Origin of the sequence: Nocardia harenae NBRC 108248, from assembly GCF_001612885.1 — a bacterium.
In the GTDB taxonomy this organism is placed as follows: domain Bacteria; phylum Actinomycetota; class Actinomycetes; order Mycobacteriales; family Mycobacteriaceae; genus Nocardia; species Nocardia harenae.
Genome location: NZ_BDBH01000013.1, coordinates 28,417 through 53,014, shown reverse-complemented (window position 1 = coordinate 53,014; position 24,598 = coordinate 28,417). Strand labels below are relative to the sequence as shown.

The 24,598-nt window shown below is 74.3% G+C and carries 24 protein-coding genes and 1 riboswitch; of the genes, 12 read left to right on the top strand and 12 right to left on the bottom strand.

The features are described 5' to 3' along the window. Nucleotides 1-112: 112 nt before the first annotated feature. Nucleotides 113-787: a DUF4333 domain-containing protein gene (locus NH2_RS24600; RefSeq protein WP_067659086.1), complete on the top strand. Its 675-nt coding sequence runs from the start codon at nucleotides 113-115 to the stop codon at nucleotides 785-787. Between the two features lie 87 nt (nucleotides 788-874). Here NH2_RS24600 and NH2_RS24595 read toward each other — a convergent pair whose 3' ends face one another. Next, entirely contained in the window at nucleotides 875-1,834 is a 960-nt protein-coding gene (locus tag NH2_RS24595; protein ID WP_067659083.1) for a 5'-3' exonuclease, read from the bottom strand. A gap of 107 nt (nucleotides 1,835-1,941) precedes the next feature. On the opposite strand from NH2_RS24595, the gene NH2_RS24590 reads away from it, so the two are divergent. After that, nucleotides 1,942-3,063, top strand: a complete 1,122-nt coding sequence (locus tag NH2_RS24590; RefSeq protein ID WP_067659080.1) for a M24 family metallopeptidase — start codon at nucleotides 1,942-1,944, stop codon at nucleotides 3,061-3,063. A gap of 99 nt (nucleotides 3,064-3,162) precedes the next feature. On the opposite strand, the gene NH2_RS24585 is transcribed toward NH2_RS24590, so the two are convergent. Continuing rightward, nucleotides 3,163-3,564 carry a PPOX class F420-dependent oxidoreductase gene (locus NH2_RS24585; protein ID WP_067659073.1) on the bottom strand — a complete coding sequence of 134 codons (402 nt, stop codon included), beginning with the start codon at nucleotides 3,562-3,564 and terminating at the stop codon, nucleotides 3,163-3,165. A 60-nt stretch (nucleotides 3,565-3,624) separates the two neighbouring features. Between NH2_RS24585 and dprE2 the strand changes: the two genes are divergently transcribed. From dprE2 to NH2_RS24565, 4 genes are all read left to right on the top strand, one after another. Continuing rightward, on the top strand, nucleotides 3,625-4,365 hold the full coding sequence (gene dprE2 / locus NH2_RS24580; protein WP_067659070.1) for a decaprenylphospho-beta-D-erythro-pentofuranosid-2-ulose 2-reductase: 741 nt from the start codon (nucleotides 3,625-3,627) through the stop codon (nucleotides 4,363-4,365). Between the two features lie 207 nt (nucleotides 4,366-4,572). Beyond that, on the top strand, nucleotides 4,573-5,823 hold the full coding sequence (gene cbiE, locus NH2_RS24575) for a precorrin-6y C5,15-methyltransferase (decarboxylating) subunit CbiE (RefSeq protein WP_174552872.1): 1,251 nt from the start codon (nucleotides 4,573-4,575) through the stop codon (nucleotides 5,821-5,823). A 77-nt stretch (nucleotides 5,824-5,900) separates the two neighbouring features. Then, nucleotides 5,901-6,506: a DUF8020 domain-containing protein gene (locus NH2_RS24570; RefSeq protein WP_067659067.1), complete on the top strand. Its 606-nt coding sequence runs from the start codon at nucleotides 5,901-5,903 to the stop codon at nucleotides 6,504-6,506. Beyond that, a complete protein-coding gene (locus tag NH2_RS24565) occupies nucleotides 6,503-7,234 on the top strand; it encodes a cobalt-precorrin-6A reductase (RefSeq protein ID WP_067659270.1) in 732 nt (243 codons plus the stop codon). The genes NH2_RS24570 and NH2_RS24565 overlap by 4 nt, the downstream gene beginning before the upstream one ends. Before the next feature lie 28 nt (nucleotides 7,235-7,262). Here the strand turns inward: NH2_RS24565 and NH2_RS24560 are convergent, their stop codons facing one another. Genes NH2_RS24560 through cobG form a run of 4 tightly spaced genes read right to left on the bottom strand, consistent with a single transcriptional unit; the run spans nucleotide 7,263 to nucleotide 11,313 of the window. Continuing rightward, a complete protein-coding gene (locus NH2_RS24560) occupies nucleotides 7,263-7,799 on the bottom strand; it encodes a PadR family transcriptional regulator (protein WP_067659065.1) in 537 nt (178 codons plus the stop codon). A 25-nt stretch (nucleotides 7,800-7,824) separates the two neighbouring features. Beyond that, on the bottom strand, nucleotides 7,825-9,471 hold the full coding sequence (locus tag NH2_RS24555; RefSeq protein WP_067659062.1) for a precorrin-2 C(20)-methyltransferase: 1,647 nt from the start codon (nucleotides 9,469-9,471) through the stop codon (nucleotides 7,825-7,827). Beyond that, nucleotides 9,468-10,103: a precorrin-8X methylmutase gene (locus tag NH2_RS24550; protein ID WP_067659060.1), complete on the bottom strand. Its 636-nt coding sequence runs from the start codon at nucleotides 10,101-10,103 to the stop codon at nucleotides 9,468-9,470. The genes NH2_RS24555 and NH2_RS24550 overlap by 4 nt, the downstream gene beginning before the upstream one ends. A 25-nt stretch (nucleotides 10,104-10,128) precedes the next feature. Continuing rightward, on the bottom strand, nucleotides 10,129-11,313 hold the full coding sequence (gene cobG, locus NH2_RS24545) for a precorrin-3B synthase (protein ID WP_067659058.1): 1,185 nt from the start codon (nucleotides 11,311-11,313) through the stop codon (nucleotides 10,129-10,131). An 85-nt stretch (nucleotides 11,314-11,398) separates the two neighbouring features. Beyond that, nucleotides 11,399-11,500: riboswitch (cobalamin riboswitch) on the top strand. Nucleotides 11,501-11,530: 30 nt separating this feature from the next. On the opposite strand from cobG, the gene cobN reads away from it, so the two are divergent. Then, nucleotides 11,531-15,133, top strand: coding sequence for a cobaltochelatase subunit CobN (cobN, locus tag NH2_RS24540; RefSeq protein WP_067659056.1), 3,603 nt, complete (start codon nucleotides 11,531-11,533; stop codon nucleotides 15,131-15,133). A gap of 23 nt (nucleotides 15,134-15,156) precedes the next feature. Here cobN and NH2_RS24535 read toward each other — a convergent pair whose 3' ends face one another. Beyond that, nucleotides 15,157-15,420: a helix-turn-helix domain-containing protein gene (locus tag NH2_RS24535; RefSeq protein ID WP_067659052.1), complete on the bottom strand. Its 264-nt coding sequence runs from the start codon at nucleotides 15,418-15,420 to the stop codon at nucleotides 15,157-15,159. A 98-nt stretch (nucleotides 15,421-15,518) separates the two neighbouring features. Between NH2_RS24535 and map the strand changes: the two genes are divergently transcribed. Continuing rightward, on the top strand, nucleotides 15,519-16,283 hold the full coding sequence (gene map / locus NH2_RS24530; RefSeq protein ID WP_067659049.1) for a type I methionyl aminopeptidase: 765 nt from the start codon (nucleotides 15,519-15,521) through the stop codon (nucleotides 16,281-16,283). Nucleotides 16,284-16,286: 3 nt separating this feature from the next. Here the strand turns inward: map and NH2_RS24525 are convergent, their stop codons facing one another. Then, nucleotides 16,287-16,931, bottom strand: coding sequence for a dihydrofolate reductase family protein (locus NH2_RS24525; protein WP_067659047.1), 645 nt, complete (start codon nucleotides 16,929-16,931; stop codon nucleotides 16,287-16,289). A gap of 177 nt (nucleotides 16,932-17,108) precedes the next feature. Next, nucleotides 17,109-17,822 carry a DUF8817 family protein gene (locus NH2_RS24520; protein ID WP_174552871.1) on the bottom strand — a complete coding sequence of 238 codons (714 nt, stop codon included), beginning with the start codon at nucleotides 17,820-17,822 and terminating at the stop codon, nucleotides 17,109-17,111. 75 nt (nucleotides 17,823-17,897) lie between these two features. On the opposite strand from NH2_RS24520, the gene NH2_RS24515 reads away from it, so the two are divergent. Together NH2_RS24515 and NH2_RS24510 are read left to right on the top strand one after the other, a co-directional pair. Beyond that, nucleotides 17,898-18,452, top strand: a complete 555-nt coding sequence (locus NH2_RS24515; RefSeq protein ID WP_067659044.1) for a PadR family transcriptional regulator — start codon at nucleotides 17,898-17,900, stop codon at nucleotides 18,450-18,452. A 23-nt stretch (nucleotides 18,453-18,475) separates the two neighbouring features. After that, a complete protein-coding gene (locus NH2_RS24510) occupies nucleotides 18,476-18,871 on the top strand; it encodes a PPOX class F420-dependent oxidoreductase (protein WP_067659041.1) in 396 nt (131 codons plus the stop codon). Nucleotides 18,872-18,943: 72 nt separating this feature from the next. Here NH2_RS24510 and NH2_RS24505 read toward each other — a convergent pair whose 3' ends face one another. Continuing rightward, a complete protein-coding gene (locus tag NH2_RS24505; protein WP_067659038.1) occupies nucleotides 18,944-20,347 on the bottom strand; it encodes a metallopeptidase TldD-related protein in 1,404 nt (467 codons plus the stop codon). Then, nucleotides 20,344-21,885, bottom strand: a complete 1,542-nt coding sequence (locus tag NH2_RS24500; protein ID WP_067659036.1) for a TldD/PmbA family protein — start codon at nucleotides 21,883-21,885, stop codon at nucleotides 20,344-20,346. The genes NH2_RS24505 and NH2_RS24500 overlap by 4 nt, the downstream gene beginning before the upstream one ends. Before the next feature lie 108 nt (nucleotides 21,886-21,993). On the opposite strand from NH2_RS24500, the gene NH2_RS24495 reads away from it, so the two are divergent. Beyond that, complete coding sequence (locus NH2_RS24495; protein ID WP_169811531.1) at nucleotides 21,994-22,620, top strand: TetR/AcrR family transcriptional regulator; 627 nt, start codon at nucleotides 21,994-21,996, stop codon at nucleotides 22,618-22,620. 1 nt (nucleotide 22,621) lies between these two features. On the opposite strand, the gene NH2_RS24490 is transcribed toward NH2_RS24495, so the two are convergent. Beyond that, nucleotides 22,622-23,389: a TSUP family transporter gene (locus NH2_RS24490; protein WP_067659033.1), complete on the bottom strand. Its 768-nt coding sequence runs from the start codon at nucleotides 23,387-23,389 to the stop codon at nucleotides 22,622-22,624. A gap of 43 nt (nucleotides 23,390-23,432) precedes the next feature. Here NH2_RS24490 and NH2_RS24485 point away from each other — a divergent pair, with 43 nt between their 5' ends. Continuing rightward, nucleotides 23,433-24,593, top strand: a complete 1,161-nt coding sequence (locus tag NH2_RS24485) for a sensor histidine kinase (RefSeq protein ID WP_067659261.1) — start codon at nucleotides 23,433-23,435, stop codon at nucleotides 24,591-24,593. Nucleotides 24,594-24,598 lie beyond the last annotated feature (5 nt).

Here is a 24,598-nt window from a genome sequence, read left to right as displayed (position 1 = left end):
CCGTGTGTGATTTGATTTCCTCGCGTACCGACCGTGTACGCAGCCGTCGCCACGCGACGGGTCGCGCACGGGGGGCTACCGTGTGTACAACGATGCGAGTGGAGGCAAACCGATGAGCGGCCCGTACGGACCGAGCGGCCCCGACCAGGGACGCAACGATCCCACCCAGCAGTGGGGTGGACAGCAGCCGGTGAGCGGCGCGCAGCCGACGCAGCAGTGGACCGGTCAGCCTCCCTCGCAGGCCCAGCCGACCCAGCAGTGGGGCGGGGGTGACCAGTCGCAGCAACCGCAGCAGCAGTGGGGGCAGTCGCAGCCGCAGTGGGGGCAGCAGCCGCAGCAGTCGCAGCCGCAGTGGGGGCAGCAGCCGCAGCAGTCGCAGCCGCAGTGGGGGCAGCAGCCGCCGCCGCAGCAACCTCCGCAGCAGTGGGGCCAGCCGCAGCAGCAGTGGGGGCAGCCCCAGCAGCCGCAGCAGGGCGGCAAGGGCAAGGGGCTGCTGATCGGGCTGATCCTCGGCGGGCTCGTCGTGGTCGGGCTGATCGCCGCGGTGGTGCTCGCCCTCACCGCGACCGACAAGCTCGACCAGGCGGCCGTGCAGGACGGCGTCAAGAAGGTGCTCGGCGATTCCTACGGCATCTCCGATGTCGGCTCGGTCTCCTGCCCCTCCGGGCAGAAGGTCGAGGTGGACGCCACCTTCTCGTGCACCGTCGATGTGAGCGGTGAGCAGAAGACGGTCCAGGTCAAGATCACCAGGGATGACGGGACCTACGAGGTCGGCCGCCCCAGCTGAGACCGGTCCCGGCGCGCGTGTCGCCGGGTGTCCGGTGAGTTCCGGGCGGCGCCGACGAGGGGCGTCGCCCGGTTTTCGATGTCCGGGTCAGCCCGCGTGCGCTGCGGCCAAAGCCTTGGTCAGGCGCTCGATGGGGCTCTCGGCGTTGTACTCGGTGGCGAGTTCGCGGAGCCGGTCGGGGTCGGCGGGGGTGGCGGGGAGGGCGTCGTCCCTGGAGAGAGCGACGTCGGCGTCGCGCACCACGCGGACGACCGGGGCCGCGGCGGTCAGGTAGTCGGCCGCGGCGCGGAGCTTCGCGCGGACCCCGGCGGCGAGCTCGGCCCCCGGATCCTCGACGGCGGCGCGCAGCGCCTCCAGCGAGCCGAAGCGCTGGATGAGCGTGGCCGCCGACTTGTCACCGATCCCGGCGACGCCGGGCAGGCCGTCCGAGGCATCGCCGCGCAGCGTCGCCATGTCCGCGTAGGCGGGGCCGGCGTTCGGCACCGGCACGCCGTACTTCGCCGCCACCTCGGCGGGGCCGAAGAGCTCCGCCTTGGCCAGCCCGCGGCCGGCGTAGAGCACCCGGACCCGCGGCTCCGGCTCGTCGCGCACCAGCTGCAGCAGGTCGCGGTCGCCGCTCACCACCACCACCGGGTCGGTGCGCTCCCGGTCGGCGAGGGTGCCGAGCACGTCGTCGGCCTCGAGGCCGTCGGCGCCGCCGGTGGCGATCCCGGCCGCGGCGAGTACCGCGAGGATCATCTCCACCTGCGGGGTCAGCCGGTCCGGCACCGCCTCGGTGCCGGGCGCGGCCGCGGTGTCCAGCCGGTGCGCCTTGTAGCTGGGCACCAGCTCCACCCGGTACGCCGGGCGCCAGTCCAGGTCGAGCGCGACCACCAGCCGCCGCGGGGTGTGCCTGGTGATCAGCGAGGCGACCATGTCGGTGAAGCCGCGCACCGCGTTCACCGAGCGGCCGTCCGGTGCGGTCAGCGTGTCCGGGATGGCGTGGAACGCGCGGAACCACAGGCTCGCGCCGTCGAGCAGCAGCAGGGGCCGGTCGGGATCGCTCACGCGCCGAAGGGTACCCGGCGGGGCCGACACCCGGTGTGCGGCGCGCGCCCCGGTCGGCGTTCCGGGCGTCGCACGCGGTGCGGCCGCGCGCCGGGTACGGTCGTCCCATGAGCGAGGACACGCGATTCGCGGCGGAGGTGTACGGCGACCGGCTGGAGCGGGCGGTCGCGGCCATGCGGGCCGCGCACCTGGACGCCCTGCTGGTCACCCCCGGCCCCGACCTGCGTTACCTGCTCGGGTCGGCGGCGCAGTCCTTCGAGCGGCTCACCTGCCTGGTGATCAATGCCGACGGCGCCACCCCCTCGGTGGTGGTGCCCAAGCTGGAGCTGGCCTCGCTGCACGGCTCCGCGGTGTCCGACCTCGGGCTGCGCGTGCTCGACTGGGTGGACGGCACCGACCCGTACAAGCTGGTCCGCTCCGCGCTGCACGCCGGATCGCGGGTCGCGGTGGCGGACGCCATGCCCGCACTGCACCTGATCCCGCTGGCCGAGTCGTTCTCCGGGCTGCCGGTCTCGGCCACCCCGGTGCTGCGCGAGCTGCGCATGATCAAGGACGAGGCGGAGATCGAGGCGCTGCGCCGGGCCGGCGCCGCCATCGACCGGGTGCACGCCAGGATGGGCGACTTCCTCCTGGCCGGGCGGACCGAGGCGCAGGTCGCCGCGGATATCGACCGGGCCATCCAGGAGGAGGGGCACACCGAGGCCGCCTTCATCATCGTGGGCAGCGGGCCGCACGGCGCCGATCCGCACCACGAGGTCTCGAACCGGGTGATCCAGCGCGGTGACGTGGTGGTCATCGATATCGGCGGGCCGGTGGAGCCCGGCTACTACTCCGACTGCACCCGCACCTACGTGCTCGGCGAGCCGCGGGCCGAGATCGCCGCGCGGATCGCCGAACTGGAGGCGGCCCAGGCGGCCGCGGTGGCCGCGGTGCGGCCGGGGGTGACCGCGGAATCGGTGGACGCCGCGGCGCGGAACCCGCTCACCGACGCCGGGTTCGGGGAGGCGTTCGTGCACCGCACCGGGCACGGGATCGGGCTCTCCGTGCACGAGGAGCCCTACATCGTGGCGGGGAACGAGCTCGAGCTGCGGGCGGGGATGGCGTTCAGCGTGGAGCCGGGGATCTACTTCCCCGGGGAGTGGGGTGCCCGCATCGAGGACATCGTCGTGGTGACCGCCGACGGGTGCGAAGCGGTGAATCAGCGGCCGCACGGGTTGACCGTCCTCTGAGCGCACTCGGTGGCCGACCGGTGGCGGCTCGGTGGTCGGCCGGTGACCGGTGGCGCGAGTGGCAGGTGACCGGCCGGGCGCTCCGCGGGGCGACCGGCGCTATTCGCGCAGGGTGCGGCTCGACAGCACCCGCGCCACTCGGATGACCACGACGACGCGGGTCGGGTTCTCCCGGGGAACCCGGTAGCGGGCCGCGTACCGCTGCTCCGCCTCGGTGACGCGCGCCGGATCGTCCCAGACCTCGGCCGGGCCCTCCAGGGTGAGCCAGCGCGGGCCGTCGACCTGGCTCACCGCGGCGTAGCCGGAACGGCGGGCATTGCGCGCCTTCACCGAGCCGCCGTCGGTGATCACCCGCACCAGCCCGGCCGCCGGATCCCAGGTGAAGCCGACCGCGGTCACCTGCGGGGTGCCGTCGGCGCGGAGCGTGGTGAGCGTGGCCAGGTGCCGCTCGGTGACGAAGTCGCTGGCGGCGGGGGAGAGCTGCGTGATGCCGGTCGTCATGGCACGACGGTAGCCGGGGCGCGCTCGGGCGCCGCGCCCGGTGCCTGACAGGATGGGCGCATGGGAGAAGGAACCGTGCTGGTGCTCGGGGGTCGCAGCGAGATCGGGCTCGAGGTCGCGGAGCGGCTCGCGCCCGGCCGTACCGTGCTGCTCGCCGCGCGGCGCAGCGCCGAGCTGGATGCCGAGGCCGCGCGGGTGACCGCGGCGGGCGCCACCGCCGTGCACCCGATCGAGTTCGACGCCGACGACATCGCGAGCCACCAGCCGCTGCTGGAGAAGGCCGCCGCCGCGCACGGGCCGATCGGCACCGCGGTGCTCGCTTTCGGCGTCCTCGGCGATCAGCCCCGCGCCGAGCGGGACGCCGCGCACGCGGTCGCCGTCGTGCACACCGACTTCGTGGCGCAGGTCTCGGTGCTCACCACGCTGGCGAACCTCATGCGGGCGCAGGGGTCGGGGGAGCTCGTGGTCTTCTCCTCCATCGCCGGGGCGCGGGTGCGGCGGGCCAACTACGTCTACGGCTCGGCCAAGGCGGGGCTGGACGGCTTCGCCTCCGGGCTCGCCGACGCGCTGCACGGCACCGGGGTGCGGTTGCTCCTGGTGCGGCCCGGTTTCGTCATCGGCCGGATGACCGAGGGGATGAGCCCCGCGCCGTTCTCCAGCACGCCCGACCAGGTCGCCGATGCCGTCGTGCGCGCGCTGCGGAAGGGGAGGGGGCGGGTCTGGGTGCCGTGGGTGCTGCGGCCGATCATCGTCGGGACCCGGTTCCTGCCGCAGGCGGTGTGGCGGCGGATGCCGCGGTGAGGGCCGGGCCGGGTGGCAGTTCGCCGGCTGCCGTCGGTGGTTCCGGCCGGCCGGGCGGGGTCGGCGCGGGACGATCGCAGCGGCACAGCTCTGCCTGGCGCGGCGGGTGGTCGCGCGTGGCGGGAGAGGCCGTGCGCCACCGGGTGGTCGCGCGCGGCAGGAAAGGCCACGGCGGCGGGATGGTCGAGGGTGGTCGGTGGGTGCGGCGTGATTGAACCGGCGTGGCGGGGTGCGCCGATCCTGGTCGCGGGCATCGGGGCGGACGGGTGGGGCGGGCTCGGGCCCGGCGTGCGGGCCGAGCTCGCGGCCTGCACGGTGCTGTTCGGGTCGGCCCGGCAGCTCGAGCTGGTGCCCGCCGGAGAGGTGCCCGCGCGGCGGGTCGCGTGGCCGTCGCCGCTGCTGCCCGCGTTGCCGGGGCTGCTCGCCGCGCATGCGGCGGCGCGGATCGGGGTGCTGGCCAGCGGCGACCCCATGTTCTTCGGGATCGGGAGCACGCTGGCCGGGCTGTTCGGGCCGGAGGCGCTCCTGGTGCGGCCGCAGCCGTCGTCGGTGGCGCTCGCGTGCGCCCGGCTCGGCTGGGCCGCGCAGGAGATTCCGGTGGTGAGCGCGGTCGGGCGGCCGGTGCAGACGGTGCTGCCCGAGCTCACCGACGGCCGCCGGATCCTCGTGCTGAGCGCCGACGGCGGCACCCCGGAATCGCTCGCGAAGCTACTGCGCGAGAATGGCTTCGGTGGATCCACGCTGACCGTGCTCGAGCAGCTCGGCGGCCCGGCCGAGGCCAGGCGCACCGGCACCGCCGCAGGCTGGCCGCACCCCGCCTGCGACCCGCTCAATATCGTGGCCGTCGAAGCCGTCGCCGATGCTGGCCACCTCCGCCTGACCAGGACCCCCGGCCTCCCGGACGCCGTCTTCGGCGGCGACGGGCAGTTCACCAAGGCCGAGATCCGCGCCCTCACCCTCGCCGCGCTCGCCCCGGCCCCCGGCGAGCTGCTCTGGGACGTCGGCGGCGGCTCCGGCACCATCGCCATCGAGTGGTGCCGCGCCCACCCGAGCTGCCGCGCGGTCACCTTCGAGCAGCGCGCCGACCGCCGCGCGCAGATCGCCGCCAACGCGGGCGCGCTCGGCGTCCCCGGCATCGCCGTGCGCGGCGCCGCACCGGATTTCCAGCCCGCCGACGGGACACCGGACGCCGTTTTCGTCGGTGGCGGAATCACTCAACCCGGATTGCTGGAGGCGTGCTGGGCCGCGCTGCCGCCCGGCGGCCGCCTGGTGGCGGCGGCGGTGACCGCGGAATCCGAATCCCTGCTCCTGGCGAACTCGCGCCGGTACGGCGGCACGCTGCGCCGCTACCAGGTGTATCGCGGTACGCCGCTCGGCGGATTCACCACGTGGTCGCCACAGCTGCCGGTGACGCACTGGGCGGTCCGGAAGTCCCGCGAATCACCGGCGGGGTCCTGAAACCCGGGAGCGCGAGGGGGTATGGTCGGCCCCGAGTTCCGGTCACCCGGAAACCGGATTTCCTAATGGGGAGACAGATGAAGTACAGCAAGTTCGCCGCCACCGCGCTGCTGGCCGCCGCCGCCACCGGCATCGCCTCCGGCACCGGCTACGCCGCCCCGGTCCCCGCCGCGCCCGCCGAGCAGCAGCAGGCCACCTCGCCCTCCGTGCAGGGCCAGGACCAAGGCGTCGACTACTCGGTCGCGCTCGCCGACGCGGGCAAGTCGATCGTCACGACGGTCACCGGCGGCGCGTTCAGCCTGGACGCCGACCAGGGCTCGGTCACCCTGACCAACGCGGCGGGCGAGGTCGTCACCACCATCCCGCTCAGCGGCACGGCGCAGGACCGGGAGGTGGCGATCGCCGCCGCCGTCACCGCCGACGGCAGCGCCCTCACCCTGACCCCGGCCGCCGGTTCGGTCGGCGGCATCAAGGACATCTCCGCGCAGGATTGGTTCTTCGCCGAGCTGCAGCGCGCCTCGCTCGGCGCCGCCGTCGGCGCCGTGATCGGGGCCCTGCTCGGCCTGGTCGGCATCGTCACCATCATCCCCGGCGCCGTGATCGGCGGCGTCATCGGCCTGCTCGTGGCCGGTGGGCCGTCCCTGCTGAACGCGGGCGCCGCCTACTTCAGCGGCCAGCCCTGACCCGGGTTCTGATCCTGGGCGGCACCGCCGAAGCGCGGAGCCTCGCCCGTCTCGCGGCCGGCGAGCGCGGACTCGATATCGTGTCCTCGCTCGCCGGCCGCGTTCGTGCGCCCGTGCTGCCGGAGGGGGAGGTGCGGGTCGGGGGGTTCGGTGGGGCCGAGGGGTTGCGGGAGTACCTGCGCGACAACGCGATCGATCTGCTCGTCGACGCCACGCACCCGTTCGCCGCGGTCATGAGCGCGCACGCCGCCGCGGCGGCCGCCGCGGCCGGGGTCGCGCTGCTGCACCTGCGTCGCCCCGGTTGGGTTGCCGCGCAGGGTGATTCATGGACCCGCGTGCCCTCGCTGCCTGCCGCCGCCGCCGGGCTGCGCGGTCGCGTCTTCCTGACCGTCGGCAGGCAGGGCGTCGCCGCCTTCGCCGGTGTCGCGGGCGCGTGGTTCCTGATCCGCGCCATCGACCCCCCGGACCCGCCGCTGCCCGCTGCCCGCGAAATCCTGCTCGCTCGCGGGCCTTTCGCCCTCGCCGACGAGATCTCGCTGCTGCGCGAGCATCGGATCGATGTGCTGGTGACCAAGGACAGTGGCGGGCCGGACACCGAGGCCAAGCTGATCGCCGCCCGGGAGCTGGGGGTGCCGGTGATCGTCGTCGACCGGCCCCCGCTGCCCGCCGGTGGCGCGCCGGTCGTCACGACGGTGGACGACGCGATGGCGTGGCTGCGGGGGCGGTGAGGTGTTCGGAGATTCTCGAAACAGCTCCCTATCCCGGCGGGTGGCCGTCCAGGATCGCGGCGAGATCGTCGAACCAGCCGAGTACCGCGCGCTCGTAGCGGATCCCGAACTCCAGGGTGGCGCGCTGGTAGCGGGCCTGCGGGGAACACTCCTGGGTGAGGTAGCCGTCCAGGCGCCGCTGGTGCACGGCGCGGTTGGCGGCGGCGATGCGATCCACGTGCGCGCGGTCCAGATGCTCGCCGAAGTTCAGCGTGAGGAGCAGCGGGACGCGGATGGTCTCGGCGCCGGGGTCGCGGGCGATCCACTCGCCGAAGGCGGCCTTGCCCGCCTCGGTGATCCGGTACGGGGTGCGCTCGCGGGCGCCCGCCTCGCCCTTCTCCACCAGGCCCGCGGTGTCCATGGCGGCGAGTTCGCGGTAGACCTGGCTCTGGGTGACGGTCCAGAAGTCGCCGATCCGCCGCTGGGCCTCGGTCACCAGGTCCCAGCCGGAGCGCGGGCCCTCGTGCAGGAATCCGAGCAGCGAGGCCGCGGTCGCGTTCAGCGGTTTGGGCTTCGGTTCACTCATGCTGCGCACCTTCCTTTGTGGAATATTAGCGCGGGAGGGCGGCGTAGCGGCGCGAGGTGAAGACCCGGGGGCCGTGCACCGCCGTCGTGGAGGCGCCGACGATCAGCAGGGTGCGCATGTCCACCTCGGCCGGGTCGAGGTCGGCGAGGCGCACGATGCGGACCGTCTCCGCCGGGCCGCCGACATCGCGGCCGAGGATCACCGGGGTGTCCGGGGCGCGGTGCGCGAGCAGCAGGTCGCGCATGGCGGCGACCTGCCAGGTGCGCTGCGAGGAGGCCGGGTTGTAGACGGCGATGGCCATGTCGGCGGCGGCCACCGCCGCCAGGCGCTCGGCGACGACCTCCCACGGCTTGAGGCGGTCGGAGAGCGAGATGGTCGCGTAGTCGTGGCCGAGCGGGGCGCCCGCTCGCGACGCCACCGCGTGCGCGGCGGTGACGCCGGGGAGGACCCGGACCGGCACGCCCGCCCAGCGCGGGTCGGCGGCCTCCTCCAGGACGGCGGCCGCCATGGCGAAGACGCCGGGGTCGCCCGAGGAGACGACGGCGACGCGGGCGCCGCGCCGGGCCAGGTCCAGCGCCATGGCGGCGCGCTCGGACTCCACGCGGTTGTCGCTGGCGTGCCTGCGCTGGCCCGGCCGGGCCGGGACCCGGTCGATGTACGTGGTGTAGCCGACGAGGTCGGTGGCTTCGGCGAGGGCGGCGGTGACCTCGGGGGTGGTCCAGTTCGGGTCGCCCGGGCCGAGCCCGACGACGACCACCTCGCCCGTCGAGGTGCCCGCGGTCACCGCCGCAGAATGCCCGGCGCTCGGTACCGCCGCGAGCGCACCGCCGGTGGCCGGTGCGGCGCCGGTGCGCGCCGGGGCCGCCTGCCCGGACCGGTTGTCGCGCACGCCGTTCGACGCCGGGCTCGGCGGCTCCGCGCCTGCCCCCTCCGCGGTGAGCGGAATGCGCGTCTCCGGCTTCGGCCCCGGCACCACGGCGATGGCGAAGTACGGAACCGAGCCCTCGTCGACGTCGGCGGCGCGCAGCACCCGCTGCCGCCCGGTACTGGCCCGCTCGACGTAGTAGGCGTCGTCGAGCCGCCCGGCGTCGGCGAGCGCCCGCCGGACGGCGGGGTACGTGCGGCCGAGCTTGAGGACGGCCGCCGCCTCGGTGCCGCGCAGCCGCTCGGCGAGCTCTGCGGCGGGCAGGGTGCCCGGCAGCACAGTGAGCACCTGCTCGCCCTCGACCAGGGGGGTGCCGAGCGCGGCGGAGGCGGCGCTCACCGAGGTCACGCCGGGAATGATCTCGGCGTCGAAGCGGTGGGCCAGCCGCCGGTGCATGTGCATGTACGAGCTGTAGAAGAGCGGGTCGCCCGCGGCGAGCAGCGCCACCGAGCGCCCGGCGGCGAGGTGCGCGGCGAGGCGCTCGGCGGCGTCGGCGTAGAACTCGTCGATGGCGCCCTGGTACCCGCCGGGGTGGTCGGTGGTCTCGGTGGTCACCGGATAGACGAGGTGCTCCTCGAGCTGCCCGGCCCGCATGTAGGGCGCCGCGATCGCGCGCGAGATGCTGCGCCCGTGCCTGGCGCTGTGGAAGGCGATCACGTCGGCCGCGCCGATGATCCGCGCCGCCTTCACGGTGACGAGTTCCGGGTCGCCGGGGCCGAGCCCGATGCCCCACAGCTTGCCGCTCACTCCGCCTCGCTCGCGATCGCATTGAGCGCCGACGCGGTGACGGCGCTGCCGCCGCGCCTGCCGCGCACGGTCAGGTACTCGACCCCGCCGTACTCGACGAGCGCCTCCTTGGACTCCACCGCGCCGATGAAGCCGACCGGGATGCCGAGGACGGCGGCGGGGCGCGGGGCCCCGGCGTCGAGCAGGTCGAGCAGGTGGAAGAGCGCGGTGGGGGCATTGCCGATGGCGACGACGGCGCCGGCGAGCCGGTCTCCCCACAGCTCCAGCGCGGCGGCCGAGCGGGTGGTGCCGAGTTCGGCGGCGAGCGCGGGGGTGCGCGGGTCGGCGAGGGTGCAGAGCACCTCGTTCTCCGCGGGGAGGCGCTTGCGGGTGACGCCGGCGGCGACCATGGTGGCGTCGCAGAGGATGGGGGCGCCCGCCCGGAGCGCGGTGCGGGCCGCGGTGACGACGCCGGGGGAGAAGGCGATGTCGTCGGCGAGATCGACCTGGCCGGTGCCGTGGATCATCCGCACCGCCACCTGCGCGACGTCGGCGGGGAAGCGCTCCAGGTCGGCCTCCGCCCTGATGGTGGCGAAGGACCGCCGGTAGATCTCGGCGCCATCGGTGAGGTAGCCGGCACGGGTTACGGACATGGGGTCAACAGTAGGACGTGGCCGGTCACGGCTCGGTCACCCGGTAGCCGTCCGGGCCCGCGACGATATCGGTGGCCGGGCCGCGCGGGTGCCCGCACCGGCGCTCGCAGCCGGACCAGTGCTGGCGCCCGGAAGCCCGAACCTCCGCGGCCGGTACCGGCCCGGGCGCCACGTCACCGTCCTCGGCGCCGAGCACCCGACCCGACTCGACGGCGGCGGTGGCGTCCGCCCGCACGTCCGTGTGTGACTTCGCGCACCCCGGCGCTCCGGCGCAGGAGCTGACCCGGACCCACGGCGACTCCGCGTCGAAGACCAGCCCCATGGGGGCGAGCACCCGCACCACCTGCTCGGCGGTCCCCTCGTCCAGGCTCGGAATCACCAGCCCGCGCCACGGCGTGACGAGAACGGCCCGCTCCACCGCCGCCACGAAGAGCGCGGTGCGCGCGGGCAGCACCCCGAGCCGGACCCCGGCGCCCAGCGCGACCAGCCCGTCGTCCTGCGGCAGCCAGCCGATCGGCGGCTGCTCGGCGGGCCCTGGGAGCACCGGCCCCGCGGCGGTGCCCGCGAACCCGAGCAGCTCGCGCACCCGCGCGGCCCCCTCCGGCACCTCGGTGAGCCGCCATCCACCCCCGCGGATCTCCGCGAAGGCGCGCGCCGCGGCGAGCACCAGCCCGACCGCGTCGCCCGCCGGCACCCGGATCCCGCTGTCCGCCCCGGCGAGCAGCAGAGCGAAGACCCCTGGCTCGACCGCGTGCAGCCCGAAATCGGCCCCGAACCCGCTGACATCGCCGCGCCCGTCGTCCAGCGTGAAGAGCACCCGGCCGGGCAGCTCGGCCAGCTCCGGCGCCCCGCGCAGCCCGGCGTCGAGCGCCGGGACCAGCTCGCGCACATCGGCCACCCCACCGGCCAGCCCGGAGAGCGGCGAGGCGACGATATTGCGCACCCGCTCGTGGGTGGCGCTCGGCAGCAGCCCGGCGGCGCCGAGCCGCGCGGTGAGCGCGCCGGCGTCCCGGATGCCGCGCAGCTGGATATTGCCGCGCGAGGTCAGCTCCAGCGCGCCGTCGCCGAGCTCGTCGGCCGCCTCGGCCAGCGCCTGCAACCCGGCGGCGCCGAGCTGCCCGCCCGGCACCCGCACCCGGGCGAGCGGGCCGTCGGCGGCCTCGTGCAGCCGCAGCACCCCGGGGCAGGAATCTGCATTCGATCGCGTCATGACTCGTTCCAGCCTACGGACCGCGGGCGCCCGGCGGCGCGACAGGTGCGGGGCTCGCGTCGGGCGCCACCCGGCGCCCCCGGTAGCATCCCGGGTGCTCGCGGGAAGCGCAGAGGAAACCGGTGCAACTCCGGTGCGGTCGCGCCACTGTTCACAGCCAGACCCTCTCCGGCGAGCACCACATCCCGCTGGGCGCGTCTCCCGAGGAAGGTCGTTCGTGATCCTGCTGCTCTCCACCTCCGACACCGATCTGCTGAGCGCCCGCGCCAGCGGCGCGGACTACCGGTGGGCCAACCCCGCCCGGCTGCTCGTCGACGACCTGCCCGGGCTGCTCGACGGCGCCGACCTGGTGATCGTCCGCATTCTCGGCGGCAAGCGGGCCTGGGAGGAGGGGCTGGCCGCGCTGGTCGCCGCCGGCGTGCCGCTGGTCGCGCTCGGCGGCGAGATCGCCCCGGACGCCGAGCTCATGGAGCTCTCCACGGTACCGGGCGGCGTCGCCGCCGACGCGCACAACTACCTCGCCGCGGGCGGCCGGGACAACCTGCGCGAGCTGCACCACTTCCTCTCCGACACGGTGCTGCTCACCGGCAACGGCTTCGGCCCGCCGGTGCAGCTGCCCTCCTGGGGCGTGCTGGAGCGCGACCCCGCCGCCGTCGACGGCCCGACCGTCGCGGTGGTCTACTACCGCGCCCAGCACCTGGCCGGGAACACCGGCTACATCTCCGCGCTCTGCGCCGCGCTCGAGGCCGCGGGCGCCAGGCCGCTGCCGGTGTACTGCGCCTCGCTGCGCACCGCCGAACCCGAGCTGCTCGACACCCTGCGCGCCGCCGACGCGCTGATCGTCACCGTGCTCGCGGCGGGCGGCAGCACCCCGGCCACCGCCGCGGCCGGCGGCGACGACGAGGCATGGGACGTCGCCGCGCTGGCCGCGCTCGACGTCCCGATCCTGCAGGGGCTCTGCCTGACCTCCGGCCGCGCGCAGTGGGCGGCGAACGACGACGGCCTCTCGCCGCTCGATGTCGCGACCCAGGTGGCGGTGCCCGAGTTCGACGGCCGGATCATCACGGTTCCGTTCTCCTTCAAGGAGTTCGACGCCGACGGGCTCGCCACCTACGTGCCCGACCCGGAGCGCGCCGCCCGCGTCGCCGGGATCGCCACCAGGCACGCCCGGCTCCGGCACATCCCGGCCGCCGAGAAGAAGCTGGCGCTCGTGCTCTCCGCGTATCCGACCAAGCACGCCAGGATCGGCAATGCCGTCGGGCTGGACACCCCCGCCAGCGCCATCCGGCTGCTCACCGAGCTGCGCGCCGCCGGGTACGACATCGGCGCGCCCGGCGAGGTTCCCGGATTGGCGGAGCAGGACGGCGACGCGCTCATCCACGCCCTCATCGCGGCGGGCGGGCAGGACCCGGACTGGCTCTCCGCCGAGCAGCTGGCGGGCAACCCGGTGCGGATCGGCGCCGCCGCCTACACCGCCTGGTTCGAGACGCTCCCCGGCGAGCTGCGCGAGGCCGTGATCGAGGCGTGGGGCCCGCCGCCGGGCGAGCTCTACGTGGACCGCTCGGCCGATCCGGCGGGCGAGATCGTCATCGCCGCACTGCGCTTCGGCAATGTGGTGCTGATCGTGCAGCCGCCGCGCGGGTTCGGCGAGAATCCGGTCGCCATCTATCACGACCCGGATCTCGCGCCGAGCCACCACTACCTGGCGGTGTACCGGTGGCTGGCGGACGGGTTCGGCGCGGACGCCGTGGTGCACCTCGGCAAGCACGGCAACCTGGAGTGGCTCCCCGGCAAGACGCTGGGCATGTCCGCGGCCTGCGGCACCGACGCCGCGCTCGGCGACCTGCCGCTCGTCTACCCGTTCCTGGTGAACGACCCGGGCGAGGGCACCCAGGCCAAGCGCAGGGCGCACGCCACCCTGGTCGACCACCTCATTCCGCCGATGGCGCGCGCCGAGACCTACGGCGACATCTCCCGGCTGGAGCAGCTGCTCGACGAGCACGCCAATATCTCCGCGCTGGACCCGGCCAAGCTGCCCGCCATCCGGCAGCAGATCTGGACGCTCATGCGCGCCGCCAAGATGGACCACGACCTCGGCCTGGCCGAGCGCCCGGAAGAAGACGTCTTCGACGACATGCTGCTGCACGTCGACGGGTGGCTCTGCGAGATCAAGGACGTGCAGATCCGGGACGGGCTGCACATCCTCGGGCAGGCGCCCGCCGGGGAGACCGAGCTGGACCTGGTGCTCGCCATGCTGCGCGCCCGCCAGCTCTGGGGCGGGGAGCAGTCCGTGCCCGGGCTGCGCGAGGCGCTCGGGCTGGACGAGTCCGGGAGCGAATCGCGCTCCCGGGTCGACGAGGTCGAGGAGCGGTCGCGCGCACTCGTCGCCGCGCTGCAGGCCGCGAACTGGTCCGTCGACGCGGTCGACGCCATCGTCGACGCCGCCGTAGGCGCCGCGCCGGCGGGCGTCACCGACACCGAACCGGTGCGGAAGGTGCTCCGCTTCGCGGCGAGCGAAGTCGTCCCCCGGCTGCGCGGCACCGGCATCGAACTGGACCGCGTCCTGCACGCCCTGAACGGCGGCTTCGTCCCGGCCGGTCCGAGCGGCTCGCCGCTGCGCGGCCTGATCAACGTCCTGCCCACCGGCCGCAACTTCTACTCGGTCGACCCCAAGGCGGTCCCGTCCCGCCTGGCCTGGGAGACCGGCCAGGCCATGGCCGACTCGCTGCTGGAGCGGTACCTGGCCGACCACGGCGCGTACCCGCGCTCGGTGGGCATCTCGGTGTGGGGCACCGCCGCCATGCGCACCTCCGGCGACGACATCGCCGAGGTGCTCGCGCTGCTCGGCGTGCGCCCGGTGTGGGACGAGGCGAGCCGCCGCGTCACCACGCTCGAGGTGCTCGACCTCGCCGAGCTGGGCCGCCCTCGCATCGACGTCACGGTCCGGATCAGCGGCTTCTTCCGGGACGCCTTCCCGCACGTGCTCGCCCTGCTGGACGACGCGGTGCGGCTGGTGGCCGGGCTGGACGAGCCCGCCGAGCAGAACTACGTGCGTGCGCACGCGGCGGCCGACCTGGCCGAGCACGGCGACGAGCGCCGCGCCACCACCCGCATCTTCGGCTCCAAGCCGGGCACCTACGGCGCCGGGCTGCTCCAGCTCATCGACTCCAGGAGCTGGCGCACCGACGACGACCTGGCGCAGGTCTACACCGCCTGGGGCGGCTTCGCCTACGGCCGTGACCTGGACGGCGCCCCGGCCGCCGACGACATGCGCACCGCCTACCGGCGGATCGCGGTGGCGGCCAAGAACACCGACACCCGCGAGCACGACATCGCCGACTCCGACGACTACTTCCAGTACCACGGCGGCATGGTCGCCACCGTGCGGGCGCTCACCGGACGGAACCCGGAGGCCTATATCGGCGACAGCACCCGCCCGGACGCGGTGCGCACCCGCAGCCTCTCCGAGGAGACCACCCGGGTCTTCCGCGCCCGCGTGGTGAATCCGCGCTGGCTGGAGGCCATGCGCAGGCACGGTTACAAGGGCGCCTTCGAGATGGCGGCGACCGTCGACTACCTCTTCGGCTACGACGCCACCACCGACGTCGTCGCCGACTGGATGTACGAGAAGCTCAGCGAGAGCTACGTCTTCGACGACGTGAACCGCAAGTTCATGACGCAGTCGAATCCGTGGGCGCTGCACGGCATCGCGGAACGCCTGCTCGAGGCGGCCGAGCGCGGCATGTGGGCGCAGCCCGAGCGGGAGACGCTCGACCGCCTGCGGGAGGTCTACCTGGAGACCGAGGGCGAACTGGAGTAGCGCGGCGGCGCCAGGGGCCTGCTTCAGGCGGTTTCCGCGAGCCCGGCCGAGCGCCAGACCTCGGCCAGCTCCTGCACCGGCAACTCCAGCGCGTGGCAGAGCGCGACGACGGTGCCGAAGCCGGGGGAGGGCAGCCGCCCGGTCTCGATCTTGCGCAGCGTCTCCGGTGAGATCCCGGCGGCGTGCGCGATCGCGGCCGGGTCGCGCTCGGCCCTGGCCGCGCGCAGCCGGGCGCCGAGCCTGCGCCCCGCTTCGAGCTGGGCCGGGGTCAGGGGGAGGCGAACCATGCGGCCACCCTAGAGCCGGTATTGAAATACCGCAAGAATTGGTATTCAAATACCGGCTGGGCTACCGTTGGTCCGGTATTCCTATACCGGAGGTGTCCATGGTCGAGTTGAAATCCCCCGCGGAGATCGCGCGCATGCGGGTCACCGGCGCGTTCGTCGCCGATGTGCTGGCCGGGGTCCGCGACCGCGCCCGGATCGGGGTGAACCTGCTCGACCTGGAGCGGTACGTGCGCGATCGGATCGCCGAGCGCGGCGCCGTCTCCTGCTACTGGGACTACGCGCCGTCCTTCGGCCGCGGCCCGTTCCGCAATACCGTCTGCCTGTCGGTGAACGACGCCGTGCTGCACGGCCTCCCGTTCGACTACGTGCTACGCGACGGCGACGTGCTCACCGCCGATCTCGCCGTCACCATCGACGGCTGGGCCGCCGACGCCGCCGTCAGCACCGTGGTCGGCACCGCGGACGCCGAGGACCTGCGGCTGATCCGCGCCACCGAGGAGGCGCTCGCCGCCGCCATCGCGGTCGCCAGGCCCGGCAATCGGATCGGCGACGTCTCCGCCGCCATCGAGGCCGTGGCGCGGGCCAACGGCTACCCGGTGAACACCGAGTACGGCGGCCACGGCATCGGCCGCACCATGCACGAGGACCTGCACATCCCCAACGCGGGGCGCGCGGGCCGCGGCTACACCCTGCGCCCCGGCCTGACCATCGCCATCGAGCCCTGGTTCGCCCGCGGCACCGCCCGCATCGTCACCGACCCGGACGGCTGGACCATCCGCTCCGCGGACGGCTCGCGCACCGCGCACACCGAGCACACCGTTGCCATCACCGCGGACGGCCCGCTGATCCTCACCGCCGCCTGAGCGCTACCGCCGCCAGAACAGGTGGTGCTCGATACCGCTCGCGCTCGGCACCTTCTCCAGGTGGAACCGGTCGGTGAGCTCCTCGGGGCCGCTCCACAGCCGCTCGCCGCGGCCGAGCTCGATCGGCGCCACGGCGACGTGCATGGTGTCGATGAGATCGGCGTCCAGGAATTCGCGCACGGTGTGCACGCCGCCGCCGATCCGCACGTCCTTCCCGGCCGCGGCCTCGAGCGCGCGCTCCAGCGCCTCCTCCGGCGTGGCGTCCAGGAAGTGGAAGGTGGTCTCGCCGAGCGTGATGGACGGCCGGACGTGGTGGGTGAGCACGAAGACCGGGGTGCGGAACGGCGGCTCGGCGCCCCACCAGCCCTGCCACGCGTAATCCTGCCACGGCCCGCGCTGCGGCCCGAACTTGTTGCGCCCCATGATCTCCGCGCCGATATTGCGGGCGAAGTCGCGGGTGAAGTAATCGTCGAGCCCGTAGCTGCCGCCTGGGTCGGTGCGGTTGACCCAGTGCGCGGTGGCGCCTGCCCAGCCGAGGAGCTTTCCGGGGTCGGCGTGGCCGAAGGGCCGATCCCGGCTCTGCCCCTCGCCCGCGCCGAAACCATCGGCGGAGACGGCGAAGTTCTGGACACGCACGATGGGCGCCACGGTGGCTCCTCCCGGTCGGGGACGCTGATTGCCGGGCACGCTACCGCGACCCGGTGACACCTCCGGTGCGGCCGGGCGCCACTCGCCGTCGGCGGCCGAGCCCGAGCGGCTCCGCGACGAACTGTCGCACCGTCCCCCAGCTGTGGCCATGGCCGCGATCCTCCCCGCGCGGGAACATCAGTCGGCGTCCAGCCACTCCGCCAGGTCGGTGGCGATCCGCAGGTGCTCGGCGATCACCGTCCGCTCCTCGGCGGTCAGCGTGAGCTCGGCGATCTTGCCGCGCAGCTCGGCGGCGCGCGCCGAATCCTGCTCGGCCACCGCTATTTCCACCAGGTCGGCGAGGGCGTGCGCGCGCTCCAGCGCGGTCGCGGTGGCGCCGTGCTTGCGCAGCCCGGACTCCAGCGCGCGCCGCGCGGCCCTGTCGTCCTGCTTGGAGAAGCGCAGGATCCGGGCATTGTCGATGACCTTCGCGAGCCCGGTGAGCCTCGACGAGCCGCCGTACTCCATCGCGGGCTCGTCGTGCCGGATGTAGGTGACGCCGTTGCCCGCCGGGTCGTAGACGGTGAAGCGGGTCTGGCCCGGCCGCATCCGGGTGATCCGCGGGATGCCGCGCGCGGGCACCTTCCCGTACTTCGCGCGCAGCGCGGCGCTGAAACCGGCGTGCAACTGCTCCACCTCGCCGACCATCACCAGGCAGCCGAGATCCGCGGCCGGCGTGGAATCGCCGTCCTTGGCGGCGTAGAAGTGCAGGTCGTAGCCGGGCCGCTGGACAGCGCCGTAGCAGTAGGGCCGGGTCTGCTCGTACGTCACCGCGTACCCCAGCGTCTTGTAGAAATCCAGCGTCTCGCCCAGCTCCCCCGCCCACATGACCGGTACGGCGAAATCCGCCACAACCCCTCCTAGGTAGTCAAATTTGATTACCAGGCTAGGGTGAGCCCACTCGGCTCGTCAAGGAAGGGGCCGCCGATGGCCGCGGTACGCCTGCTCGTCCTCGGGGTGATCCGCGCGCGCGGCTCCGCGCACGGGTACGCGGTGCGCCGCGAGCTGCTCGACTGGCGCGCCGAGACCTGGACCAATGTCCGCCCCGGCTCGATCCACCACGCGCTCAAGCAGCTCACCGGCGAGGGCAAGCTGCGCGAGCTCGGCACCGAGCCGGGCGACCGCGGCCCCGGCCGCACGCTCTACGCGCTGACCAAGGCCGGGGAGCGCGAGTTCCGCGCGCTCATGGACGAGGCGCTGGTCAGCATCGACATGGAGGAGCTCGGCGCCGCCATCGCGTTCATGGACGCGCTGCCCCGCGCGCACGTGCTCGCGCGATTACGCGAGCAGCGAACACGCAGCGCCGAGGTGCGGCGCGAACTGCTCGCCATGGTGCCGGATTTCCCCGGCCGCTACGAGACCCCGCACACCACCGACCTGCTGGAACTCTGGAGCGGTGTCTTCGGCAACCTGACCGGCTGGACCGACGGGGTGATCGCGCGGCTCGAAGCGGGGGAGTACCGGATGGCGGACGATCGCTGAGATTCCCGGCTACGCTGCCTGGCATGAGCACAAGCTTCGGCGCCGTCGCCACCGCGAACTACGTTCTGCTGACCACGTTCCGCAAGGACGGCACGCCGGTGGCGACGCCGGTCTGGGCGGTCTCCGAGGGCGACACCCTCTACGTGTGGACCGAGGCCAACGCGGGCAAGGTCAAGCGGGTCCGCCGGGACGGCACCGTCACCCTGCAGCCCTGCTCGGCCACGGGCAAGCCGAGCGGCGGCGCGATCGAGCACGGCACCGCCAGGGTGCTGGACGCGGCGGGCACCGACAAGGTGCGTTCGCTGCTGCGCCGCAAGTACTGGCTCACCGCGCCGCTGGTCATCCTCGGCAGCAATATCCGGCGCGGGAAGGACGGCACCGTCGGCCTCGCCATCACCCCGTCGGCCGCCCCGGCCTGATCGGCGTTGCCCGCCCCGGCCTGATCGGTGCTGCCCGCCCCGGCCTGATCGGTGCTGCTCGCGCCGGCCTGATCAGGTGGCCCGGCTCACCGAGGACATGTGGAAGTCCGGGATGCGCAGCGGCGGCATGGCCGTGCGGGTGAACCAGTCCTTCCACTCGCGCGGCAGCGTGATCTCGGTGGCACCGGCCTCGGCGGTGCGGCGCAGCAGGTCCAGCGGGCTCTCGTTGAACCGGAAGTTGTTCACGGCCGCGGTGACCGCGCCGTCCTCCACCAGGTAGACCCCGTCGCGGGTGAGCCCGGTCAGCAGCAGCGTGGCCGGGTCCACCTCGCGGATGTACCAGAGCGTGGTGAGCAGCAGGCCGCGCTCGGTGCGGGCCACCATCTCGTCCAGCGTGGCCGCCGAGCCGCCGGTGAGCAGCAGGTTGTCGCCGGGCACGGTGGGCGCGGCGCCGAACTCGGCGGCGGTGGCGCGCGGGTAGACCAGCGACCGCACGGCGCCCTCGCGCACCCAGTCCACCCGCTCGGCGGGCAGCCCGTTGTCGAAGACCGAGAGCAGCTCCGAGGAAGCGGGCGTCGCCACGAACGGCCGGTACTCCAGCCCGGCGGCGTGCGGGTCGGAGTACAGCGTGAGCGGCAGCCTCGTGAGCTGCTCGCCGATCCGGGTTCCGCCCGCCCTGGAGAAGGCGGTGTGCCCCTCGTGCGCGGCCCTGCCCTCCATGGACCAGGCCAGGTAGATCATGAGGTCGGCGACGGCCGAGGGCGGCAGCAGCGTCTCGTAGCGCCCGGCGGGCAGCTCGACCCGGCGGCCCGCCCAGTCCAGCCTGCGGCCCAGGTCGGCGAGGAGCCCCGGGGTGTCCACGTCGGTGAAGTCGGTGGTGCCGACCCCCACCCAGGCGCTGGCCACGGCCTCCCCCGCGCCGCGCTTGCCGTTGATCTCCACCGAGCCGGTGGGCTGGGTGAAGCGGCGGCGCACGCCGGTGGAGGTGCCGAGCCAGGTGGTGTGCACCTGGTGGTGCGCGAAGCCGTAGAGCCGGTCGGCGCCGTCGAAGCCGGTGGCCAGGTCGCCGGCGAGCCCGGTGAAGACCTCGATATCGGTGCCGGCCGGGGCGGCCGCCCAGCCGTCGTCGCCGGTGCCGCGGGTGGCGGCCGCCTCGAGCAGCGGCACCGCGTCACCGGCGGGGGTGGCGCCGCGCGCGGCGGCCTCGGCGGCGCGCACCACCGGGGCGATCTCGGCCGGGTCCATGCTGGTGGAGCCGACCACGCCGACCCGGGCCGCGTTCGGCCCCTCGCGCACGATCGCCACCACCGACCAGCTCCGGGAGACCGACGAGCCGTTGGTGGTCATGGAGTTGCCCGCCCAGCGCAGCGAGGCCTCGTGCGCGTCGGTGACCAGCACGATGGTCTCGTCCGCGGTGGAGTGCGCGAGCGCGCGCTCCACCAGTTCGCCGCCGGGGACGGTCTCGTTCGCGGTCACTGCCCCGCCTCCGCTCGGGTATTCAGAACATTGATGCCGCGCACCAGGATCGACGGGCAGCCGTGGCTCACCGCCGCGACCTGGCCCGGCTGCGCCTTGCCACAGTTGAAGGCACCGCCGAGCCGCACCGTGGACGGCCCGCCCACCGCCTCCATGGCGCCCCAGAAGTCGGTGGTGGTGGCCTGGTAGGCGACGTCGCGCAGCTGCCCGGCCAGCTCGCCGTTCCGGATCCGGAAGAAGCGCTGCCCGGTGAACTGGAAGTTGTAGCGCTGCATGTCGATCGACCAGGAGCGGTCGCCGACGATGTAGATGCCGTCGGAGACCCGGGAGATCAGCTCGGCGGTGCTGGTGTCGCGCGCCGGATCCGGCTGCAGCGAGACGTTCGCCATGCGCTGGATCGGCACGTGGTGCGGGGAGTCGGCGTAGGAGCAGCCGTTCGAGCGCGGCAGCCCGAGCCGCGGCGCGAAGACCCGGTCCAGCTGGTAGCCGACCAGCACGCCGTCGCGCACCAGGTCCCAGCGCTGCCCCGCCACGCCGTCGTCGTCCCAGCCGGTGCTGGCCAGCCCGAAGCGCTCGGTGCGATCGCCGGTGACGTGCATGACCTCGGTGCCGTACCGCAGGGTGCCGAGCTTGTCGGGGGTGGCGAAGGAGGTTCCGGCGTAGGCGGACTCGTAGCCGATGGCGCGGTCGTACTCGGTGGCGTGGCCGATGGATTCGTGGATCGTGAGCCACAGGTTGGTGGGGTCGATCACCAGGTCGGTGGGGCCGGCGACCACGCTCGGGGCCTTCACCTTCTCGGCGAGCCAGCCGGGGATCCGGGCCAGCTCGTCGTCCCAGTCCCAGACTCCGTCCGCGCCGGTGACGTACTCCCAGCCGCGCCCGGCCGGGGCGGCCAGCGTGCGCATGGACTCGAAGACCCCCGAGCCCGCGTCCACCGTGACCGCCTCCAGCTGCGGATGCAGCCGCACCCGCTGCTGGGTGATCGCCGAGCCCGCGGTGTCGGCGTAGAAGGTCTGCTCCTTGACCTGCAGCACCGAGGCGGTCACGTGGTCGACGCCGTCGGCGGCGGCGAGCCGGTCGGAGTACTCCTGCAGCAGCGCGACCTTGTCGCCGGTCGGCACCGCGAACGGGTCGACGGCGTAGTCGGAGACGTAGCGCGCGTCGGCGTACACCGGCTCGTCCGCGAGCTCCACCCGCTCGCGGTTCAGCGCCCGCAGCGCCGTCGCCACGGTCACCGCGCGCCGGGCGACCTCGGCCGCGGTCTCCGGGGTCAGCACGGCGTGCGAGGCGAAGCCCCAGGTGCCGTCGACGATCACCCGCACCGCGAAGCCGAGCTCGGTGCCGTCGGTGATCGCCTCGACCCGGCCGTCGCGCAGCCGGATGGACTGCGTGACCAGCCGGTGCACGCGCAGGTCGGCGTGCGTGGCGCCGGCGTCGCGGGCCGCGCCGAGCGCGGCGTCGGCCAGCGGGCGCAGCGGCAGCGCCAGGAATTCGGCGTCCACCTCGTGCGGTGCGCCGGGGGATGGCGAAATGCTCACGCGCCCACGCTAGCCGGTAGCGCGCGCGCCCGGCGATCCGGCCACGCCGCGTTTCCACCGCCGTCGCGCCTCCCGCGTCCGGACCGGGCGGTGTCGTACGGTTCCGGCGTGCCGCCCTCCGCCCTCCGTGACCGCAAACGCGAACGCACCCGCCGTGCGCTGCTCGCCGCCGCCGCGGAGCTCTTCGAGCAGCGCGGCTACGAGGAGACGACGGTGGCCGATATCGCGGCCGCCGCCGAGGTCGGGACCAGGACCTTCTTCAACTACTTCGGCTCCAAGGAGGAGCTGCTCTTCCCCGACCCGGAGGAGCGGGTGCGCGCCGCCGTCGCCGCGGTGGCCGCGCGCCGCCCCGGCGAGCAGCCGGTGGAGGTGGTGCTGCGGGCGCTGCGCGCCGTCGGCGACACCCCAGGCGAGCACCTCATCGACGACCTCGCGGCCCGCCTCGCGCTGCTCCGCGCCCGGATCTCGCGCACCGTCCCCGCGGTGAGCGGCCGCGCCGCGCACGCCCAGCTGGTGGCGCAGCGCGAGATCGCCAGGCACCTGCACCGCGCCTTCCCGGGCGAGCTGGACGAGGTGGGCGCCGCCGCGCTGGTCGGCGGCGTGGTCGGGGCGGTCTCCGGCGCGCTCACCGTGGTCTTCCAGGAGGGCAACCCGGCCGACGGCGAGCGGCTGCAGCGCCGGATCGACGAGACCACCACCCGGGTGCTCCGCCCGTGGCTGGCCGGGCACCGCTGACTCAGCCGAACTGCTGCCACCCCAGCCGCAGCACCATCCCGATCACCACCACCAGCAGCACGATCCGCACGAAACCGGCACCGCGGGCGAGCGCCATCCGCGACCCCGCCACCGCGCCCGCGATATTCGCGACCGCCATCGCCGCGCCCAGCGCCACCAGGACGTGCCCGGTGAGCGTGAAGTAGAGCAGCGCGCCCACATTGGAGCCGCAGTTGATCACCTTGGCCATGGCCGCCGCGCGCACGAACTCGGTGCCGAGCAGGGTGGCGAAGGTGATGATCAGGAAGGTGCCGGTGCCGGGCCCGAGAATGCCGTCGTAGAAGCCGATCAGCCCGGCCGCCAGCCCGATCACCAGCAGGGTGCGCCGCCGGGTCGGCGGGTCGGTCGCCATGGTGATACCGATGGCGGGCCGCAGCGTCACGAAGATCGCCACTCCGACCAGCACGACGAGCACGATCGGGATGAAGAGCTCGCGGTCGATGAGCGAGACCGCCGCGGCGCCCGCCGCCGCCGCGACCGCGGCCAGCAGCGCCGCCGGAATCAGCACCGGCCAGCGCAGCGGGACCCGGCGGGCGAAGGTGAGCACCGAGGCGAAGGTGCCCGCGACCGCCGCCATCTTGTTGGTGGCGAGCGCGGTCTGCGGCGTGATCCCCGGCGACACCAGGAAGAGCGTCGGCAGGATGATCAGCCCGCCGCCGCCGACCACCGCGTCCACCCAGCCCGCCGCCGCGGCCGCGGTCAGCAGCACCACCCAGTCCGTCGCCTGCACGTGCACCAGCCAAGCAGACGCCGCCCGGCCTAGGGTGGGCGGCGTGCGCCGGTTCAGCCTGTGGGTCCGAGACAACCCGGTGGTCGCCGACTCGGTGCTGGCCCTCGCGCTCTTCCTGCTCGACCTGACCGCGCTGCAGAACAGCACGCAGAAGCCGGTCTTCCTGGTCTTCGCGCTGCTGCTGCCGCTGCCGGTGGTGGTGCGGCGGGTCTACCCGCGCACCGCCGCGCTCGCGCTCTTCGTGCTCGCCCAGCTGAGCATCGGGGTCTCCGGCGCGCTCGGCGACCACACCCTGCACCCGAGCTCGCTCGGGCTCGGGCTCGCCCTGTACACGCTGGTCGCCTACGTGGGCAGGCAGCAGGGGCTCTTCTACCTGGCGCTGCTGCTCGCCCACGGCGTGGCAACCACGCTGGTGCTGCACCAGGACCCGCTCTCGGTGGTCGCCTTCACGCTCACCTTCTACGCGCTCTGCTGGACGCTGGCCGAGTTCACCGGCGCCAGGCACGCCTACGACACCGAGGTGCAGGCCAGGCTCGCGGTCGCCGACTACGACCGGGAGCGCCGCGCGCACGACGCCGTCGCCGCCGAGCGCACCCGGATCGCCAGGGAGCTGCACGACGTGGTGGCGCACGCGGTGAGCGTGATGATCGTGCAGGCCGACGGCGCCCGCTACACCCTGCGCCGCGACCCCGACGCCGCCGAGCGCGCGCTCGCCACCATCGCGGGCACCGGCCGGGAGGCCCTGCGCGAGCTGCGCCGCACCGTCGCGCTGCTGCGCACCGAGCACGCCCCCGACGACCTGCCGCAGCACGGCACCGCCGGAATCGCCCGGGTGGTGGCGATGATGCGGGACACCGGGCTCGCGGTCGACCTGGAGCTCAGCGGCGAGCTCGACGACGTCCCGCCCGAGGTCAGCCTCGGCGTGCACCGGGTGGTGCAGGAGGCGCTGACCAATACCCTGCGGCACGCGGGCGCGCACCCCAAGGCCTGGGTCACCGTGCGCCGCACCGGCGACCGGGTGCACATCGAGGTGGTCGACACCGGCGGCGTCCCGGTGCGCACCGCCATCACCGGCAGCGGGCTCGGGCTGGTCGGCATGCGGGAGCGGATCGCCGTGCTGGGCGGGGTGCTCGAGGCCGGGCGCGAGCCGTCGGGGCGCTGGCGGGTGGTGGCGGAGCTCCCGGTGGCACGGGAAACCCCGTGACACCG